This is a genomic window from Sorangium sp. So ce1504 (genome assembly GCF_051521635.1).
GTDB classification, from domain to species: Bacteria; Myxococcota_A; Polyangia; order Polyangiales; family Polyangiaceae; genus Sorangium; species Sorangium cellulosum_B.
This window is the reverse complement of record NZ_CP150365.1, coordinates 4,241,829-4,259,175: the sequence shown is the minus strand read 5'-3', so window position 1 is coordinate 4,259,175 and position 17,347 is coordinate 4,241,829. Positions and strand designations below refer to the sequence as shown.

Sequence of the window (17,347 nt, the reverse complement as noted above, 5' to 3'; positions counted from 1 at the left end):
GGCAGCCTGACCGTCCGCTGCCAAGGGACCAGCGCGCTCAGGGTCGAACGCCTCGCACCGGCGGCGCCCGCCCACCTCGGCGACGTGGACGGGCGCGCCCCATCCGGCTGTTGACGCTCGAGGCGCGCTTCGTCTAGGGTCCAACCGCTGACGTTGTGCCTTTGAGCACCTCGACTTGAGCGTTTTCTTGCCTCCCGTCCGCGCGCCTCTGCCGAAGCGGTGGCGCGCACCGCCGCCGAAGGAGCACGTTCTGATGACCCGTTCCATTCTGTCCGGCCTGCTCGGCCTGCTCAGCGTCGTCGCAATGGCGAGCCTGCCCTCCGCGTGCGAGAGCGGCGGCGTCGGCGACCCGTGTCTTCCTGAAGATGAGTACGATTCGCAGTTCGCTGGCTTCAAGGTGACGGAAGAGAACATCGAATCGCGATCCTTCCAGTGCCAGACGCGGATCTGCCTGGTGAACCACTTCCAGGGGCGCGTGAGCTGCCCGCTCGGCCAGGAGGCGCCCGCGACGTGCATACCCGGGCAGGGAGGGTGCACCACTTGCGAGGAGTCGGGGACGTACGCGCCCGACTGCGAACCGTCGAGGCCGGATGGTGGCGCGAGCCAGTGCCTCAGCCGCATGTGCGACGCAGCGGGCGCCTTCTGTCGCTGCGGCGTCGACGCGGACTGCCCCGGCAGCGGCTGGAAGTGCGACGAGGGCGTCTGCAAGCTCTACCTCTGCCGCGACGGCTTCACCGGCTGCCAGGACCCGACCAAGTCGGCGGCAGAGAACGAGGGCAAAGCCTGCTGCGTGCCGGGGACCGACGACCAGGTCGCGTCGCCCGTGTGCGGCCAGTGCGCCGCCAACTCGAACCGGAACGCGCAGCAGGCGGTGTACTGCTCGTGCCGGTGCGGCGTTGCCGACGGCGAGCCGGACGACCCGAATTTCAACTTCTGCGAGTGCCCGCAGGGCTTCACCTGCTCGGAGATCCGGCCGAACGTCGGCCTCGGGGACCCGAATATCACCGGCAAGTACTGCATCAAGCAGAACACGGGGTTCGAGAACGAGGGGGCCTGCGGCGACGTGCAGGGCCGCGCCAACTCGGACCAGTGCGAAGGCTTCTAGGCGTCGGGTGACCGGCCGTCGCGGTTCGCGAAGCCCTCGCCCGACGACGGCCGATCTGGCCGGCACCTCCCTCTCCCTCCCTCCCAGCGACGATTCGGGCTCACACGACGGCCGGCCGCCCGGGCGCACCGCAACGCGCAGCGCACCGGCGGCTTCGGCGACGAGCCGGGCCGCGCTCGGGCCCGCTGGCGCTCCGGCAGCCGACGCGCGGCGAGCGCTCGGTGCGCGCGCGGAGGACGCGGTGGTCGCTCACCTCGCCGCGCAGGGCGTGGAGATCGTCGCGCGCAACGCGCGGGTCGGGCGGCTGGAGATCGACGTGGTCGCGCGCGACGGCCCCGTCATCGTGATCATCGAGGTGCGGACGCGCGGCGCCGGCTCATACGTCCGCGCGCTCGACAGCATCGACGCGAGCAAGCGCGCCCGTGTGCGGCGAGCGGGCGAGCGGCTCTGGCGCGCCACGTTCTCGCGCGTGCGCGGCGTGGAGCGGATGCGCTTCGACGCCGCGTCCGTGACGTTCCTCCCGAGCGGAGAAGCGAGCGTCGAGATCATCAAAGCCGCCTTCTAGCGCGGTGACGGTAGGGCCGGAGGGATCCAGTCGAGGCCGTGCGGGGGCGCGCGGCCTGATGTTTCCTAATTTTTTGGCTTGATTTCGGGCTGGATTCGGATGGCGCGTGCGTCGATCGACCGCGCGCGGGCTCGATCACGCGTCGAGCTGCTCCTGCATCTCGCTGCGGAGTCGCTTCAGCTGGGAGAGACCCTCGGGATCGATCTCCATCGTCCCCTTCTGGGCGTGCGCCCCCGCCTCAAGCTTCTCGAGGATCGCATCCATCTTGGCGATCTTGCCCTGCTGGCGCGCCCTCAGGTCCTCGACCATCTTCTCGAACGCCTCGAAGAAGTGCTGGAGCTCGTCGCCCTTCCGGAGCTTCTCGCGCACGATCAGCTTGCCCTCGCCGACCTGACGGAGCAGCCGCTTCATCTTGAAGATCGGCCCGGCGATCTTGTGCGTGAAGACGATGCCCGCGACGCCGACGCCGAGGACGAGCAACGACAGGAGCGCGACGATGAGGCGGAGCAGCATCTGCTGGTTGTTCGCGACGTCGGCGGCCTGCCGCTCGAGCGCCTCCGCCCGCTGCTGCAGCGTGGCCGCGTCGCGCTCGAGCCGCGACTGCTCGTCCTTGAGCTTGCTCTCGTCGAGCTGCGCCGCCTCGCCGAACGTCTTCGCGAGCTCGGGGTCGTCCTTGTACTCCTTCGCGATGTTCATCGCGACGACCTCGCTGACCCGACGGCTCTGGACGAGCACCTCCTGGCCGCGCTTGACGGTCTCCTGACCCTGACGGACGGTCTCCTGCCCCTGCTGCACGGCGCTGCGGCTCTGCTCGATGATCTTCGAGCTCGCGTTCCAGAGGAGGATCCCCAGCGCCACGGAGAGCGCAAGGCTGATCCCCACGAGGAACCCCGTGTATTTCAGCTGGAAGTTCTGGTCGAGCAGGTAGTTCCGCGCGCTCCGCTGGTAGCGCGCTCTGACCTCCGGCGCGGAGGTCTGCGGGGCCGTGCTGGAAGCGTCGCTCATGGGATCCTCGAAGCTGGCTGGAGATGACAGGGGTCGTGAGGCACTGGAAAAGCCAATATCGAGCAGCGAAGGTGCGTCACAGCGAGGCGACGACCTTGTGGAAGGTCTCGACCGCGTTCTCGACGCACATCTTCATCAGGATGTTCTCGCTCTGGACGTCTTTCTTCGGGGTGCCGCTCTGCGTGAGCTTCGGCGCGAACTCACCCTGGAGCGACTTGGACGGATAGGTCCACATGCTGACGCGGACCACCTGGGTGAGGTTGCCGCCCTGGTACACGGCGGGCTCGACCGTGGCGAGGAGATAGAAGCCCTTCAGCTTCTTGCCGTTCAGAATCTTCTTGCCTTGCGCCACCGTCTCGCCCTTGGGGGCGACCGCATAGCCGGCCTTCGCGAGGATCTTCGACTGTATCGCGGCGCGCACGAGCGGCTCGATCTCGGACTCGGGGCGGCCGCTCTTGTTCGTGATCTCGATGGCCACGTAGTACTTCGTGTCCGCGCCCGGAGGCGGCGGCGCCGCCGAGCCGCCGCCGCCGCCGCCGCCGCCGCCGCCAGCGGACAGCGCCGCGATCGACTTCTGCATCTGCGACTTGACGGCCGGCGTCTGCTCGCGCCCCTCGGCGCGCTCCAGGCACGCGAGCCCCGCGGTCTTGCCGAGCTTGCCGAGCGCCGCAGCCGCCGCGACCTTGACGGACGCGTTGCTGTCCGTGAGCGCGTCGCAGAGCGGCCTCGTGGCGGCGTCGTCTCCCGACGCGCCGAGCGCGAGCGCCGCTTGCGTGCGGACGCGATAGTCCTCGTTGGTCCTGAGCTGGTCGGCGAGGTAGCTCGTGCGCTGATCCGCGTAAAGCCTCGTGGGTATCAGCGAGAGTACAAGCGTCACAACCAGCAACACGAGCACTGAAAAGGGCCGACGCATTCCACGTCCGACGATACACGAGCGCATCGCCGCCGTGGCGATCGGATCAGCGGGTCTACACCCGAAAATTGGTGCGCACACGCTCGCACTTTTGCCTTGCATTCGCTCGCTCCTCGCTGCGACCAGACTGGACGGTTTGACGCGGCCTGCCCGCGGCGCTTCAACGCGTGAACCATGTTGGGCTCACGGCGAACACGGCTTCACCATCCGCTTATCTACCCACCCGCTGCCGCCATCGATCCGACGCGCTTCCGCGAGCTCGCGTGCACGTCCGCTCACGTCCGCTTACGTCCGCACTCGCCGCTTGCTCGCTCGCTCGCGCCGGGCGAGCGCGAGCTCGGCACGGCTTCGGATCGGCTTCCCCTTGCCCGTGCCGCGTCGGCGTGACGGATAATGCGCGACCATGACGAGGAGCTCGCCGGAGGCCTTCGGGAGATGCGCGGACTGAGACGATGCCTGCCGTGGGCGCTCCTCGCGGCCACGGCGCTCGCGGCGGCGCCCGCGGCGCACGCGCAGACGCAAGGTGCGCCGCTCCGCATCCATGTGCGCGGAAGCGCGCAGATCGAGGCGGTCGCATGGACCGAGCCCGACGGGTTCGTCGTGCGCGGAAGCGTGGTCGACGACGCGCGGAGCGCGATCGCGGAGGCGCCGCTCTCCATCGATGCCCTCACGAGCGCCGGCGCCCCCGCGGTCCTGCCGGCGGTCGACGGGTGCGCGGCCGACGGCGCGGCGCGCGCCCGCGAGCCCCGCCCCTCGCAAGGCGGCTACGTGATCGCGACAGACGAGCGCGGCGGGTTCTGCCTCCGCGGGCGCTCGCCGCTCGCGGACGCCACGCTGCGCATCCGGTTCGCAGGGGGAAAGCTCTACGACGCGGTCGAGACGAAGATCCCGCTCGAGGCGCACGCGGCCCCGCTCGCGCCGGTGATCCTCCGGTTCGATCCGCCGGTCGACGCGGTCGATCTCGATCGCCCGACGGTGAACGTCACCGTGGCGCTCCGGCTCGATCGCAGCGGCGCGCGCGGCGTCGGGAGCGGCGCGCCGTTCGAGCGCGAACGCCTCCTGGTCGTGCTCGAGGACGAGCGCGGCGCGCGGCTCGCGGAGGCGCCGACCGGCGGCGACGGCCGCGCGCGCTTCGAGCTCCCGACCGAGCGCCTCGACGGCGCCGGCCAGGGCGTGCTGCGCGCGCGCTTCGATGGAACCGCCACGCTCGCGAAGGCGAGCGTCAGCCAGAGCGTCGTCCGGTACGCGCAGGTCACGCTCGATCTGTCGCATCCTGTCGAGCCGGCGCGCGCGGAGGACGGCGTGCCGATCGACGTCGAGGTGCGCTCGTCCCGCGGCCCGGTCGAGGGCGGCGTGGTCGAGGCGCTGCGCGCGGGCGAGCCCGTCGGGGCGGCCACCGTGACCGGCGGCAAGGCGCGGGTGATCGCCGCGTTCACCGCCGAGCGAGAGGGGACGGTCCCGATCTCGCTCCGCTACGTGCCCGCGTCTCCGTGGTGGATCCCCGGCGCGGAGCTCGCGATCGACGTGCCCGTCGCGGGCCCAGGGGCGTGGCGGCAGATCGCGCTCGGCGCCGCCGTCCTCGCCATCGCGGGCTGGGTTCTCGGCGGCTGGCGGCGGGCGCCGAAGCGCGCCGCAACAACGCGCGCGGGCGACGAGCGGCCCGTCGCGCCGCCCGGCCGCGCCGGCGTGCGCGTCATGGGACCGCTCGAGGGCGCGACCGGCTGGCGTGGCGCCGTCGCCGACGCGCATGACGGAACGCCCATCGCGCGCGCCGAGCTCGTGATCGTCGTCCCCGCCTTCGACGGCAGCGGCGTCATCGCCCGCGCGCTGACCGACGACGTCGGCGAGTTCTCGATCGAGGCGCCGTACCGGAGCGACGCGAGGCTCGTGGTCCGCGCGCCGATGCACAGCAGCCATGAGCAGGCGCTCCCGTCGCCGAGCAAGCTGGGCATCGCGCTGGTCACGCGGCGCCGCGCCGTCCTCGATCGCCTCGTCCGCTGGGCGCGGCGCCAGGGAGCCCCCTTCGAGGGGCCGCCGGAGCCGACGCCCGGGCACGTGCGCCGGGTGGCGAGCAGGGTTCAGCAGCGCGAGGTCGAGCTCTGGGCGAACCGGATCGAGCACGCCGCCTTCGGTCCCGATCCCGTGGACGAGCGGATCGAGCAGGACCTCGGGGCATCGGAGCCCAAGCCGGGCGCCTCGCCGCTGGCCCCGTGAGCCAGGCGCACGGGGCCCGCGGAGCGCCGGCCCCGTCGCCGCGCCGATCTGCCGTTTCGCTGGCCGGATCGCGCCCCCGCGCGACCGCACGTTGACGTATGGGGTGCGTCCCATATAGTCGGCTCCCTCGCCGGAGAACGCCAACGTGGAAATCGCCCTAATTATCGTCGGCCTCGTCGTGGTGGCGGCGATCGTCTACTTCGTCATGAAGAAGGCGCCGCCACCGGAGATCGCAGCGCCCCCCGAACCGAAGAAGCTCCAGGAGAAGGCGAAGCAGCCCTCCGAGAAGCCGGCGGACAAGCCGACCGAGAAGCCGCGTGCCCCGAAGAAGCCTCCGGCGGAGGAAGCTCCTCCGGCGAAGGCGAAGGAGCCCGCGCCGCAGGAGGAGCCGCCCGCGGCGGCGCCCGCCCCTGTCGAGGCGCCCGTCGCGCCGCCGCCCGCCATCGAGCCGACGGCGACCGCGGTCACGGAGGCGCCCATCGCGCCCGCGATCGAGGCGCCGGCCGTCAAGCCGGCCGCCAGGCCAGCGCGGGAGACCGCGCCTCCGGCCGCGCGCAAGCGCGACATCGAGGGGCTCCGCAAAGGCCTCACGAAGGTGCGGGAGAGCGAGGGGTTCTTCGGCCGGCTGAAGGCGCTGTTCGCCGGCAAGAAGGAGATCGATCCCAACGTCGTCGAGCAGATCGAAGAGGTGCTGCTCACCTCGGACGTCGGCGTGAAGACGACAGAGCTCCTCCTCGACGAAATCCGGTCGGCGCTCAGCAGGAACGAGCTCGCCGACACCGACAAGGTCTGGGACGCGCTGCGCGAGCACGCGAAGCGGATCCTGCGCGTCGGCGCCGGCGGCGGGCTGCCGCTGAAGGCGCAGCCCACCGTGGTGATGGTGGTCGGCGTGAACGGCGTGGGAAAGACGACCACGATCGGCAAGCTCGCGACGCAGCTCAAGGCCGAGGGCCGGACGGTGGTGCTCGCGGCGGGCGACACGTTCCGGGCAGCGGCGGTGCAGCAGCTCAACGTCTGGGGCAAGCGCGTCGGCTGCGAGGTCGTGCGCGGCAAGGACGGCGCGAACCCCGGCGCGGTGATCTTCGACGCGATCCAGAAGGCGAAGGACACCGGCGCCGACGTCGTGCTCGCCGACACGGCCGGCAGGCTGCACACGAAGACGAACCTCATGGAGGAGCTGTCCCGGGTCGCGCGCACCATGAACAAGGCGCTCGAGGGTGCGCCTCACGAGACGCTGCTCGTGCTCGACGCGACGAACGGCCAGAACGCCATGCAGCAGGCCGCGCTCTTCAAGGAGGCGCTGCCGATCACCGGCATCGTGCTGACGAAGCTCGACGGCACCGCCAAGGGCGGCGTCATCCTCGGCATCTGCGCCGAGCATGGGCTGCCCGTCCGGTACGTCGGCATCGGCGAGCGCGCGGAAGACCTCCGCGAGTTCGAGTCCGACGAGTTCGTTGAGGCGATGCTCGGCCGCGCCAGCGGCTCCGAAGACGCGGCCGCCTGACGCGCGGTCCGCGGCGTGAGCGTCGGCGGCGCTCGATCTCTCCTCACCACCCAATCGCGCGGCTCGACACCGGTCCAACCAACGGGCGATGGCTCCGATGTCTCAGCACGCCGCGCCTCTGCCGCTGAACCCGTCAGGCGTCACCATCGTCGCGCCCTCGGCGCGAGCACACCGGCGATCCGAGCCCGCGGTGATTGTGCAGCGAGTCTGCCGCTCGCCGCGTGCCCACCCGCCGGGCCCCCTCTGCGACGCCGCCGGTCGTCCGTGGCAAAAGGATTTGGTTGTTGATCCTTTTATTTTCGACGTGATATAGTCCGTCGGGCTTGGCGGTTGACCGAATTATTTAATGAATTCGAGTAGTTAGGAAGCTGTACTACCTGGGCGATCGATCGCTCGCATCGCACGGACTTTGGAAGGGATGGCGATGAACCAGGCTCGCGTGGGGCTTCTCGTTGCGGCTGCGCTGGTCGCGATGCCGCTTACGGCGTTGGCTCAGCCAAAAGAGCAACCCAAGGAAATCAACCTCGACGAGCCAGAGACTCCTGCCGAGGGCACGGAGCCGGTGGAGGCGCCTGCGGCCCCTGGCGAGGGCGGCGAGACGACAGGGCTTGGGGACATCTGTGCGATCGACCCGACGGCGTGTCCCACGATCAATTTGGAGAAGGAGGCCGCGAAGGATCTCAAGAACGAGACCTACGCGGTGCAGCAGATCTACGCGCTGCGCTACCACCGCTTCGAGGTGAACCCGTACTTCGGGCTGACGATGAACGATCAGTTCGTCGGCCACAACGGGCCGGGGCTCGCGGTCAACTGGTACCTCACCAACGTCCTCGCGATCGGGGTCAACGGCAACTGGTACGGTGCCCTCAACACGCCGTCGGACTTCAACTTCCAGACGAGCAGGGCGGCGCGTATCGGCGAGCCGATCACCGAGTATCAGTGGAACGCGAATGCGAACTTCACGTACGTCCCCGCGTACGGCAAGTTCGCCGGGTTCAGCGACTTCATCTTCCACTACGACTTCTTCGTGCTGGGCGGTGTCGGCGCGATCTCGACGAGGCCCATGGCCGTCGTCGATCCCGACAACCGCACCTTCGACTGGAAGCCGAAGCTCTCGTTCCACGTCGGCGGTGGCCTCCGCATCTTCTTCAACCGCTGGTTTGCGGCGATGTTCGAGGTCAGCGACTACATCTTCTTCGACGAGCTCGAGAACCCCAGCGTCGACACAAACAACCCTCAGGACAAGAGCACCTGGCTCGCCGAGGGGAAGAGCTTCACCAACAACGTACAGGCGCAGGTCGGGCTGTCGGTCTTCCTGCCGTTCTCCTGGGAATACCGGCTGCCGAAGTGAGGACTTTGGACGCGGGGACGCGCAGACGCCGAGCGCGAGACATAGGATGATTCAGCCAAAGACGGGGACAGGCATGATGCGTCGATTCGTCCAGAGCCTCTGCACCGTGGTGGCAGGGCTTACCGGCTGTGCACTTCTGATGACGGCTGCGCCCGCGGAGGCGCAGGAGATCCAGCTCACGGGCCCTCTGGCCGGCGCGCCGGCCGTGCGGAAGCTCCGGCTCCACCGTGACGGGCGGTTCGAGGTGGCTCCAGGCGCATCGTTCACGCTGCTGGACGAGTACCGGCGGACGATCATGCCGGGCCTGCGGCTCACCTACCACTTCACGGACTGGCTCGGCTTCGGCGCCTGGGGCGGGTACGGGTTTCAGTACAACACCGGGTTGACGGACGAGCTCCAGCGCGTCGCGATCGACGGGCGTAACTGCGACACCCAGCCGTTCACGAAGGCGTGCCAGCTGACCAGGGTCAACCTGACCAAGGGCGACCTGACGAAGGATCAGCTCGGACAGATCCAGTGGGTCGCAGCGCCACAGGTCACGGTCGTTCCCTTCCGCGGAAAGCTGGCGCTGTTCGCCGAGCTCTTCGTTGACACCGACGTGAGCTTCTTCGCGGGAGCCGCGGCGATCGGCGTGAAGGAGCGCAAGGAGTGCGGCACGACCACCCAGAACGCCTGCGCGGAGACCTTCGGGCTCGAGAGCCGCATGGCCTTCGCGCCGACGTTCGGCCTCGGCTGGAACTTCTACCCGTCGGACTTCATCGGCTTCGGCGCGGAGTGGCGCGCCCTGCCGTTCGCATGGAATACTTCGGGCTTCGACAACCACGGGCTCGGAACGGACGAGGCGTTCCCCGACCGCAAGGTGGACGACAAGGACCGCGAATTCCACTTCACGAGCATGGTCACCGTGAGCCTGAGCATTCAACTCCCCACCGGCATCAAGACGACGGAGTAGACGGCTGCGCCGGCTCGCGGTGACCGAGCCGGTCCGCCCGGGGTAGCTCGGGCGGGAAGCACCCTCTGCAGGGAGCCACTCTAGCGGGGTGCAGGTTCGTGTGATACGGGCTCAGCCGCTAGGCAGGCGCGTGAGGCGTACGAGAGTACGCCGCAGCGAGCCGAACGACGCGGATGAGCCCGTAGCTCACGAAGATGCGCCCCGCTATAGATCCGGCGACGATCGCCGGGTAGCTCGGACCGGGCGGCGGGGACAGCCAGCAGAGGTCAGCGTTGGGTATTTTCGATTTTCTCCGCAAAAGCAATCCCCCTGCCGGGGGCGCCCCCTCCGACAAGAAGGTGGCCGGGCCTGCGAAGGTCGTCGCGGACAAGCGCGCTCAGACGTACGACCGCCTCGACGCCATCCAGTCGCTCGCCGCGATGAAGAGCGCGGATGCGGCGGCGGCGCTCCTCCGGCGCTTCACGTTCTCGATCGACCCCTCCATCACGGATCAAGAGGAGAAGGATCTGGCTTTCCGGGGGATCGTCGATGCGGGCAAGGACGCGGTGCCTGCCGTGGTCGAGTTCTGCATCAAGGCCGAGGCGCTCACCTGGCCGCTCAAGATCCTGCGGGCGCTGCTCGACGACACCGGGTACCGGACCGAGCTCGTCCAGCTGCTCGACCGCTTCGACACGGAGTATGCGCGCAACGTCGAGCCGAAGCAGCAGCTCATCATGGCGCTGGGCGACATCAAGGGCGACGACGTGCGGGTGGCGGTCGAGCGGTTCCTCGACGACGTCAACGAGACGGTCCGTTTCCACGCCGTGCAGACCATCTTTTCCCAGGGCGATGAGGCGAGCGTGCCAGCGCTGGTGAAGATGCTCGCGACCGAGGAGTCGGTCCGGGTGAAGAACAAGGTCGCCGAGGGGCTGATGACCCGGGGCTGGACGGTGCCGGCCGAGCTGCGGAGCAGCGCGAGCCAGGCGCTGCAGGATTCGAACGGCTTCAGCGTGGGCTCGGACGGCAAGCTCCGGAAGGGCGCTGGATACAGCTGACCCGGCGCGCATCGTGACAAGTCCGTTCGTCCTGCGATCGGGTTGACAGCATCACCGCGCGTGGACGAAACTCCACGCCATGCTTGTTCAGCCCTCGGCGGTAGCTGAGAGCGAAGCCGCGCAGACCGGCCCGCACAAGACGAAAGCGAGCGCAGTCCGTGATTGAGCACCGCTCATGGATGGCGGAGCTTCCGTCACGACCTCGTCCCCGGCGCCCCAGCGCCGCGCGCCCAGGCACGCTCGTGGGGAGCGCCCGTCGCGTCCCCCTCCGTCGCCTCCCCCTGTCACGCGCGCTGGCCGCGGCGTGCCTGCTGCCTTGCGCGCTCGCCGCGCGCAGCGCGGCCGCAGCCGACTTCGAGGTCGAGTCGACGACCGGCGTCCAGGCCTACGAGGTCGCGGGCCCCTGGGGCGACACGAACATCGAGCGGCGGCGGCTCCTTCAGACGCTGGGGCTCGCCGTCTACAACCTCCAGGGCGACTCCGCCCCAGGCGAGGCCGACTACTCGGCGACCGTGCGGCTCCGGCTCGACGCGGACTTCGGGATGAATGGCCACCTCGACGGCGCGCAGCGGGGCGGCGAGACCGACTACAGCGTCGATGGCGGCTCGCGCTACATCCCGGGGCTGCGCGAGGCGCCCCTCGATCTGATGTACGCGTACGTCGAAGGGCGGAACGTCGCCAGCGGGTGGCTCGGCTTCCGGGTCGGCCGCCAGTACGTGAGCGACGTGCTCGGGTGGTGGTCGTTCGACGGCGCGCTCGTCCGGGTGACGACGCCCTACTACGTTCAACTCGAGGCGTACGGCGGGCTCGAGCAGCGCGGCGGCCTGCCGCTCTCCACATCGCGCTTCGAGCGGCAGGGGATCTGGCGCGGCAGCCACCGAGGATTCGGTGACGACCGGACTCAACCCGGGAGCGCAGCCGATTTCCCGTCGTATCAGGAGGCCGACCTGGCGCCGGCGTTCGGCGTCGCGCTCGAGAGCGCCGGCCCGAACTACATCCACGGTCGCCTGACCTACCGCCGCGTTTACAACCTGGGAACCTCTGTCACCCAGCAGTTCCCGGATCCGGACGGAGGCGTCCGGACGTCCGATGGGTCGCGCATCTCGCAGGATCGCCTCGGGTACGCCGCCAACATCAGCAAGCCGGATCTCGGTGGCATCAAGGGCGGAGTGACCTACGACTTCTACAACCAGCTCGTCGGCTCGTTCTACGGCGGCCTGGAGGTGTACGCCGGGAGCCGCGTCACGCTGGGGGCGGACGTCGACTACTTCGTTCCGACGTTCGACGCTGACTCGATCTGGAACTGGTTCACCCACGATCCCATCACCACGATCACCGGACGGGCGGCGGTGGACATCACCCGCGAGATCGATGTCGCGGCCTGGGGCGGCACGCGGATGTGGATCGCCGAAGGCAACCCGGAGGAGTTCGGCGCTGGCCAGTGCGAGGCGGTGGAGCGACCAGGATGCGTCGGCGCGACGTCGCTCGATCCGAATGACGGCGATCTCCGCGACTACGCGCGCGACGAGAAGAACCGCGCCGCGACGATCTCGACCGATGTGCTCGCGAACCTCGCGGGCCGCTACCGCACGCGCACGACGTCGGTCGAGCTCCGCGGGATGCTGCAGACGGGGGAGCGCGGGCGGCGGACGGGGGCCGATCTCGCGGGAGAGAAGCGGCTGAGCGGGCAGCGCTACGCGCTCGGAGCGCGGATGTCGCTGTACAACTGGGAGGATCCGCTCAGGCCGGACCGGGGCGCGACGTCGTTCGGATATGTCCTCGGGGCCGGGTATCGGCCGGGCGAGGCCGCGGATTTCAAGATCGAGTGGGAGCACGACATGAACCGGCTTGTGGGCCAGCGCTTCCGGGTCGTCGGCCTCGTGAACCTGCGGGTGGCGCCGTGAGCGAGGATCGCATGGACGCAAGACAGGACGGACGCCGCCGCGCTCGGCGAGACGAGGCGAGGTTCGTCCCTGGGTGGGTCGCGATCGTCGCATGCCTGGGCGCGCTGGCGCTCGCGATCGTGGGCCCCGAGGCGGCTGCCCAGCCGAAGCCGCCGGCGGCAGCGGGAGACGACGGCGCCGAGGCGGCAGATGATGACGCGGAGGAGGGCGACGCCGAGGGAGAGGCGCCCGCGAAGGCGCCGCGCGGCGGGTTCACGTCGGGCCTCCACCCGATGCCCGCCGACGCGGAGGTGCCGCTGGCGTGGATGCCGCCTGGGACGAGCGCGACCCCGGTCCCGAGCGACGAGATCTACCCCCCGCAGACGCTGACGATCCGGTTCAACCACAAGAAGCACGTCAAGGGGCTCAAGCAGACGTGCAAATCGTGCCACGGCGCGGCCTACACGAGCGGCGCGGTGACGGACCGGCTGCTGCCGAAGCCGAGCGAGACGTGCGACAACTGTCATGATGTCGATCACTCCGACCTCACCCAGGTGAAGGCGGGGACGAACGAGAACGGACAGTGCGCGTACTGCCATATCGGGGAGAACGCTGGCAGCGACGGAAAGGTGGCGCCGCTCGTGCTGCCGCACGCGAACCTCCGCTTCCCTCATGCGAAGCACGTGAGCCGGAACATCAAGTGCAGCCAGTGCCACGGCCGCGTCGACCGGATCGAGCTCGCTACCCGAGATCAGCTGCCGCGCATGGCCGGCTGCTTCACGTGCCACAACATGAGCGGCGCGGCCCAGGGTGAGGCGAAGAGCGACTGCGACGTCTGCCACCTGACGCGCCCCGACGGGCGGCTCGTGACCGCGTTCGCCACGGGCGATCTGCTGCCGCCCGCGTGGCTGCACAGCGCGGGGCACACGCCCGACTGGCTCGAGCGGCACAAGCAGGTCGCCGCGAACGACAGCGCCTTCTGCGGGTCATGCCACAGCGCGAACTACTGCACCGACTGCCACGACGGGAAGATCCGTCCGCGCAACGTCCACCCGAACGACTTCCTCTCGATGCACCCGCAAGCGGCCCGGCAGGACAATCCCCGCTGCGTGAGCTGCCATCAGGAGCAGACGTTCTGTGCGGACTGTCACCGGCGGACGGGCGTGGCGCGCGACGCGCCGAGCGCAGCGCGGCCTGCGGGGCGCCGCTTCCATCCCCCGCCGGCGGAGTGGACCACAGCGCCGCGCAGCGCGAAGCACCACGCCTGGGAAGCCGAGCGAAACCTGAATGCGTGCGTTTCCTGCCACACCGAGCGGGACTGCGCGACCTGCCACGCGACGCGCGGGGCGTCAGGCGGGCAAGGGCTGAACCCGCACCCGCTCGGGTTCGAGAGCAAGTGCAAGACGGCGTTCTCCCGGAACCCGCGTCCGTGCCTGGTGTGCCATCAGTCGAGCGACAGGTTCGTGCAGCGGTGCCAATGAAAAGTCAAAATCCGTCAGTATATTCCTTGCCCTGGCCTTCCGGCGACGGGTATAGCGAAGTGCGCGCGGCTTCCCTAACGATCGCCGCGAACGCCAAGGAGAACGGGCGTGAAGGAGCTGATCAAGTACCTGATCGACAACCTCTATCTCGATTTCCAGGGGGAAATCACGCTGGAGACAGTGCGGGGCTTCCTCCGCGAGGACGACGGACGGGATGCACGCCAACTTTTGTCGAAGCTCATCGAGGAGAAAGGGGTAGACGACATGCTGATCACGCTGGCCGACTGTCTCAAGGAGCACATTCAGTCCGGGGTAAACGAGAAGGTCGTCCGCGAGCAGCTCTCGCTCTATTCCGAGAGCTGAGCACGCTGGCTCGCGCGACGCGCCTTGCCCCCCTCCCCCTCTGCCTGCAGGCGGCCCTCGCGACGGCCGGCTGCGACGTGGGGGAGGCCACGCTCCAGCCGATCGACGCCCCTCCTGTCCAGCTGATCGAGGCGCGCGCCACGACCAGCCTCGACCAGAACTACCAGCCCGTCCGCACCGCGCTCGATCCCGCCGGCACGACCGAGGTGCTGTCGACCGCGAGCTTCGTGCTGAAGTTCGATCGTTACCTGCTGCCGAGCTCGGTGAGCGCCACGGTCGGTGCCGAATCCGTGTGTGTCTCGGGCGATCTGGCCACGGTCCAGACCTACGCGGACTGCGTCAATCCGATCGCCCTGGCGCCCACGTACAACCCTGTCCAGCGGGAGGTCATCTTCCGCCAGATCGAGGGCATGCCGGGCCTGGTTCCCGGGACCCGGTATGCGCTGACGGTCTTCAAGCCGGCGGACGAGGCTGCGCTGTCCGGCATCCGCGCGTTCGACGGCGCGTCCCTCGGCGGCAACACGCGCATCGAGTTCTCCGTCGCGGCGACGAACCCGCCTCAGGCGATGCCGGAGCGCCCGCCGAGCGGCGACTTCTACTGCCAGCGAGACCTCGAGTGCGTCGCGGAGATGTGCGCGGACGATCCGGTGTGCAGCGTCTGCGTGAAGGGGGCCGCGTACTTCCTCTCCACCTGCGTTGGGTGCCACTTCGACGGAAGCGCCGCCGCAGGGCTGAACCTGAACCTGGGGGGGCCGATGTTCAACCGGATCGATGCGCTCCTCGACACCGCCATCGGGCGCACCGCGCACCAGACCCAGATGGGCGAGAAGGCGCACATGGGGGAGGCATCCCCGGAGCGCTTCGGCAGGGCCATGCCGCTCATCGATCCGGGAAACCCGGGGAACAGCTACCTGCTCTACAAGATCCTCATCGGGCAGAGCGCGTCCGACCCCTCCTTGTCCGCCGATGCGGCGGAGAAGCTCCGCCAGGAGACCGAGCGGCTGCAGGCGGCGTTCGTGGTGGGGATGCCGATGCCTCCCCCGCCTTCAAACCCCGTGTTCTGGTTTCACCCCCAGAGCCCCGAGACGCCGGACGATCCGGACGTCACGCCGTACGTGGACGGCATCGATATCCTGTCCGCGTGGATCCTCAACGGCGCCGCGCCGCGAGACTGCTCCGCCCCGGTTGCCTCGCCCTGACGGCGCCTGCGCGCCGTCACATCACGCAATTCCGCCCGGCCTTCTTCGCACGATAGAGCCGCTCGTCGGCGCGGCGGTAGAGCTCCATCGGCGAGACTGGCGCGTCCGGCGTGACGCCGGCGACCCCGAAGCTCGCGGTGACGGCGACCTCGCCGTCCTCGAAGCGGAACGGCGTGCGCTCCACGAGCGCGCGCAGCTTCTCGGCGACCAGACGGGCGCTGTCGAGGGCGATCTCCGGCACGAGCAGGGCGAACTCCTCCCCGCCGACGCGCGCGAGGATGTCGTCGCGGCGGACGTTCGCAGCGGCGAGCGCGGCCATCTGGCGGAGCACCGCGTCGCCCGTGAGGTGCCCGCGGGTGTCGTTGATGTTCTTGAAGTGATCGATGTCGAACATGATGAGCGCGAGGTGGCGATGGTAGCGACAAGCCCGCGATACCTCGCGCTCCAGCGCGACCTCGAAGGAGCGCTTGTTGTGGACCTGCGTCAGACCGTCGAAGGTCATCAGCCGGTAGATCTCCTCGTGATACGAGAGCTCGACGTTCCCACCCTGGATGAACTTGAAGATCGTCCGGCCGATCTTCACCTGGTCACCGTCCTTGAGGGCGCGCTCATCGACGGAGACGTCGTTCACGTAGGTGCCATTGGTCGAGCCGAGATCGCGGACAACGTAGCTCATCCCCGTCCAGGAGATGCGCGCATGACGACGGCTCACCGCGTCGTCGTCGAGCGGGATGTCGGTCTGTATCGCGCGCCCACACTCGATCGCCCCGGTCCCTAGCGCGATGCGGCGCCCGAGCTCGGTGCCGTAGATCACCACCAGGCACGCGGTGCCCGGCGCCACCGGCAGCACCGGCGGGGCGATCGCGGTGCAGGTGACGAGCGTCTGCCGATGATCGTTCTCTTGCTTCGCCACGCTAGGGGACCCAAGTACACCAGAGCCGACGTGCCAGGGCAACGCGCGTCGCGCGTCGGACATGGTAGGCTTCGGCCATGAAACACTGCGGTTTCGCGCAGATGTGCGTCGCTGCCACGATGGTCGCCGGGCTCGCCGTTCCTCTGAGCGGGTGTGGCACGAGCTCGCCCCCGATCGACGAGGGCGACGCCGCGCCCGCGCCGCAACAACCCGAGACCGTCACGAGCTTTCCGGATGCTCCGCCGCTCCCGGGCGAGACCGAGTGCAAGGTCGTCGTCAAGACGGGGATCCCCGTCACGTCGGCGCAACACGTGGTCACGTGCGCGCCTGTCCAGTACGCGACCAACCCGCCGAGCGGCGGAGATCACTGGGGCCTGTGGGCCGAGTACAAGCGCTTCGAGTCCGAGGTCCCGCGCGAGATGTACGTCCACAACCTCGAGCACGGCGCGATCGTCCTCGCGTACCGGTGCGCCCCGTCCGGCTGCGCAGAGGTGAAGGCGGTGCTGGACGAGGTGCGGGCCGAGGCCGCCTCCGATCCGAAGTGCCTCCTGGTGCCGGGAGGGCCGGAGGCGCGGCTCGTGATGACGCCCGACAGCGCGCTGGACACCCCGGTCGCGGCCGCGGCCTGGGGCGCGACGTACACCGCGACGTGCCTCGACAAAACGTCGCTCGCGCGCTTCGTGGCGGACCACTACGGCATGGGCCCGGAAGACACGTGCAGCGACGCGGGGGCCGTCGATATCGATCTGCCAGATGGCGGCGCGCCGAGCTGCGGCGACGGATCGGGCGGAGGCGGAGGCGGAGGCGGGGCGGGCGCGGCGGGGGGCGCTCCGCCGGATCCGTAACCGGGTTGACAGGTGGCTCC

At 69.5% G+C, this 17,347-nt stretch carries 15 protein-coding genes; 12 read left to right on the top strand and 3 right to left on the bottom strand.

Annotation, left to right across the window (positions count from 1 at the left end):
* Positions 1-253: 253 nt before the first annotated feature.
* Together WMF39_RS16175 and WMF39_RS16170 are read left to right on the top strand one after the other, a co-directional pair.
* Positions 254-1,105, top strand: coding sequence for a hypothetical protein (locus WMF39_RS16175; RefSeq protein ID WP_437746395.1), 852 nt, complete (start codon positions 254-256; stop codon positions 1,103-1,105).
* 241 nt (positions 1,106-1,346) lie between these two features.
* A complete protein-coding gene (locus WMF39_RS16170) occupies positions 1,347-1,670 on the top strand; it encodes a YraN family protein (protein ID WP_437746394.1) in 324 nt (107 codons plus the stop codon).
* A gap of 135 nt (positions 1,671-1,805) precedes the next feature.
* Here WMF39_RS16170 and WMF39_RS16165 read toward each other — a convergent pair whose 3' ends face one another.
* Both WMF39_RS16165 and WMF39_RS16160 read right to left on the bottom strand, forming a co-directional pair.
* Positions 1,806-2,675, bottom strand: a complete 870-nt coding sequence (locus WMF39_RS16165) for a HAMP domain-containing protein (RefSeq protein ID WP_437552771.1) — start codon at positions 2,673-2,675, stop codon at positions 1,806-1,808.
* A gap of 76 nt (positions 2,676-2,751) precedes the next feature.
* A complete protein-coding gene (locus tag WMF39_RS16160; RefSeq protein ID WP_437746393.1) occupies positions 2,752-3,552 on the bottom strand; it encodes a HEAT repeat domain-containing protein in 801 nt (266 codons plus the stop codon).
* A gap of 471 nt (positions 3,553-4,023) precedes the next feature.
* Here WMF39_RS16160 and WMF39_RS16155 point away from each other — a divergent pair, with 471 nt between their 5' ends.
* The 9 genes from WMF39_RS16155 (at position 4,024) to WMF39_RS16115 (ending at position 15,569) form a co-directional block, all read left to right on the top strand.
* Positions 4,024-5,802 carry a carboxypeptidase regulatory-like domain-containing protein gene (locus tag WMF39_RS16155; protein ID WP_437746392.1) on the top strand — a complete coding sequence of 593 codons (1,779 nt, stop codon included), beginning with the start codon at positions 4,024-4,026 and terminating at the stop codon, positions 5,800-5,802.
* Positions 5,803-5,947: 145 nt separating this feature from the next.
* Complete coding sequence (gene ftsY, locus WMF39_RS16150) at positions 5,948-7,306, top strand: signal recognition particle-docking protein FtsY (protein ID WP_437746391.1); 1,359 nt, start codon at positions 5,948-5,950, stop codon at positions 7,304-7,306.
* Positions 7,307-7,730: 424 nt separating this feature from the next.
* Positions 7,731-8,657 (top strand): outer membrane beta-barrel domain-containing protein, encoded by a 927-nt coding sequence (locus WMF39_RS16145; RefSeq protein ID WP_437746390.1) that lies wholly within the window; start codon positions 7,731-7,733, stop codon positions 8,655-8,657.
* A gap of 139 nt (positions 8,658-8,796) precedes the next feature.
* Positions 8,797-9,609, top strand: coding sequence for a hypothetical protein (locus tag WMF39_RS16140; protein ID WP_437746389.1), 813 nt, complete (start codon positions 8,797-8,799; stop codon positions 9,607-9,609).
* 272 nt (positions 9,610-9,881) lie between these two features.
* A complete protein-coding gene (locus tag WMF39_RS16135; protein WP_437552765.1) occupies positions 9,882-10,643 on the top strand; it encodes a HEAT repeat domain-containing protein in 762 nt (253 codons plus the stop codon).
* A 242-nt stretch (positions 10,644-10,885) separates the two neighbouring features.
* Complete coding sequence (locus WMF39_RS16130; RefSeq protein ID WP_437746388.1) at positions 10,886-12,547, top strand: hypothetical protein; 1,662 nt, start codon at positions 10,886-10,888, stop codon at positions 12,545-12,547.
* Positions 12,548-12,558: 11 nt separating this feature from the next.
* Positions 12,559-14,007 carry a cytochrome c3 family protein gene (locus tag WMF39_RS16125; RefSeq protein WP_437746387.1) on the top strand — a complete coding sequence of 483 codons (1,449 nt, stop codon included), beginning with the start codon at positions 12,559-12,561 and terminating at the stop codon, positions 14,005-14,007.
* Between the two features lie 108 nt (positions 14,008-14,115).
* Positions 14,116-14,370 (top strand): hypothetical protein, encoded by a 255-nt coding sequence (locus tag WMF39_RS16120; RefSeq protein WP_437746386.1) that lies wholly within the window; start codon positions 14,116-14,118, stop codon positions 14,368-14,370.
* 77 nt (positions 14,371-14,447) lie between these two features.
* Complete coding sequence (locus tag WMF39_RS16115; protein ID WP_437746385.1) at positions 14,448-15,569, top strand: hypothetical protein; 1,122 nt, start codon at positions 14,448-14,450, stop codon at positions 15,567-15,569.
* A 16-nt stretch (positions 15,570-15,585) separates the two neighbouring features.
* Here the strand turns inward: WMF39_RS16115 and WMF39_RS16110 are convergent, their stop codons facing one another.
* Positions 15,586-16,482, bottom strand: coding sequence for a diguanylate cyclase (locus WMF39_RS16110; protein ID WP_437746384.1), 897 nt, complete (start codon positions 16,480-16,482; stop codon positions 15,586-15,588).
* 77 nt (positions 16,483-16,559) lie between these two features.
* Between WMF39_RS16110 and WMF39_RS16105 the strand changes: the two genes are divergently transcribed.
* The gene (locus tag WMF39_RS16105; RefSeq protein WP_437746383.1) at positions 16,560-17,327 is read left to right on the top strand and encodes a DUF3105 domain-containing protein; all 768 of its coding nucleotides are present in this window, start codon (positions 16,560-16,562) and stop codon (positions 17,325-17,327) included.
* Positions 17,328-17,347 lie beyond the last annotated feature (20 nt).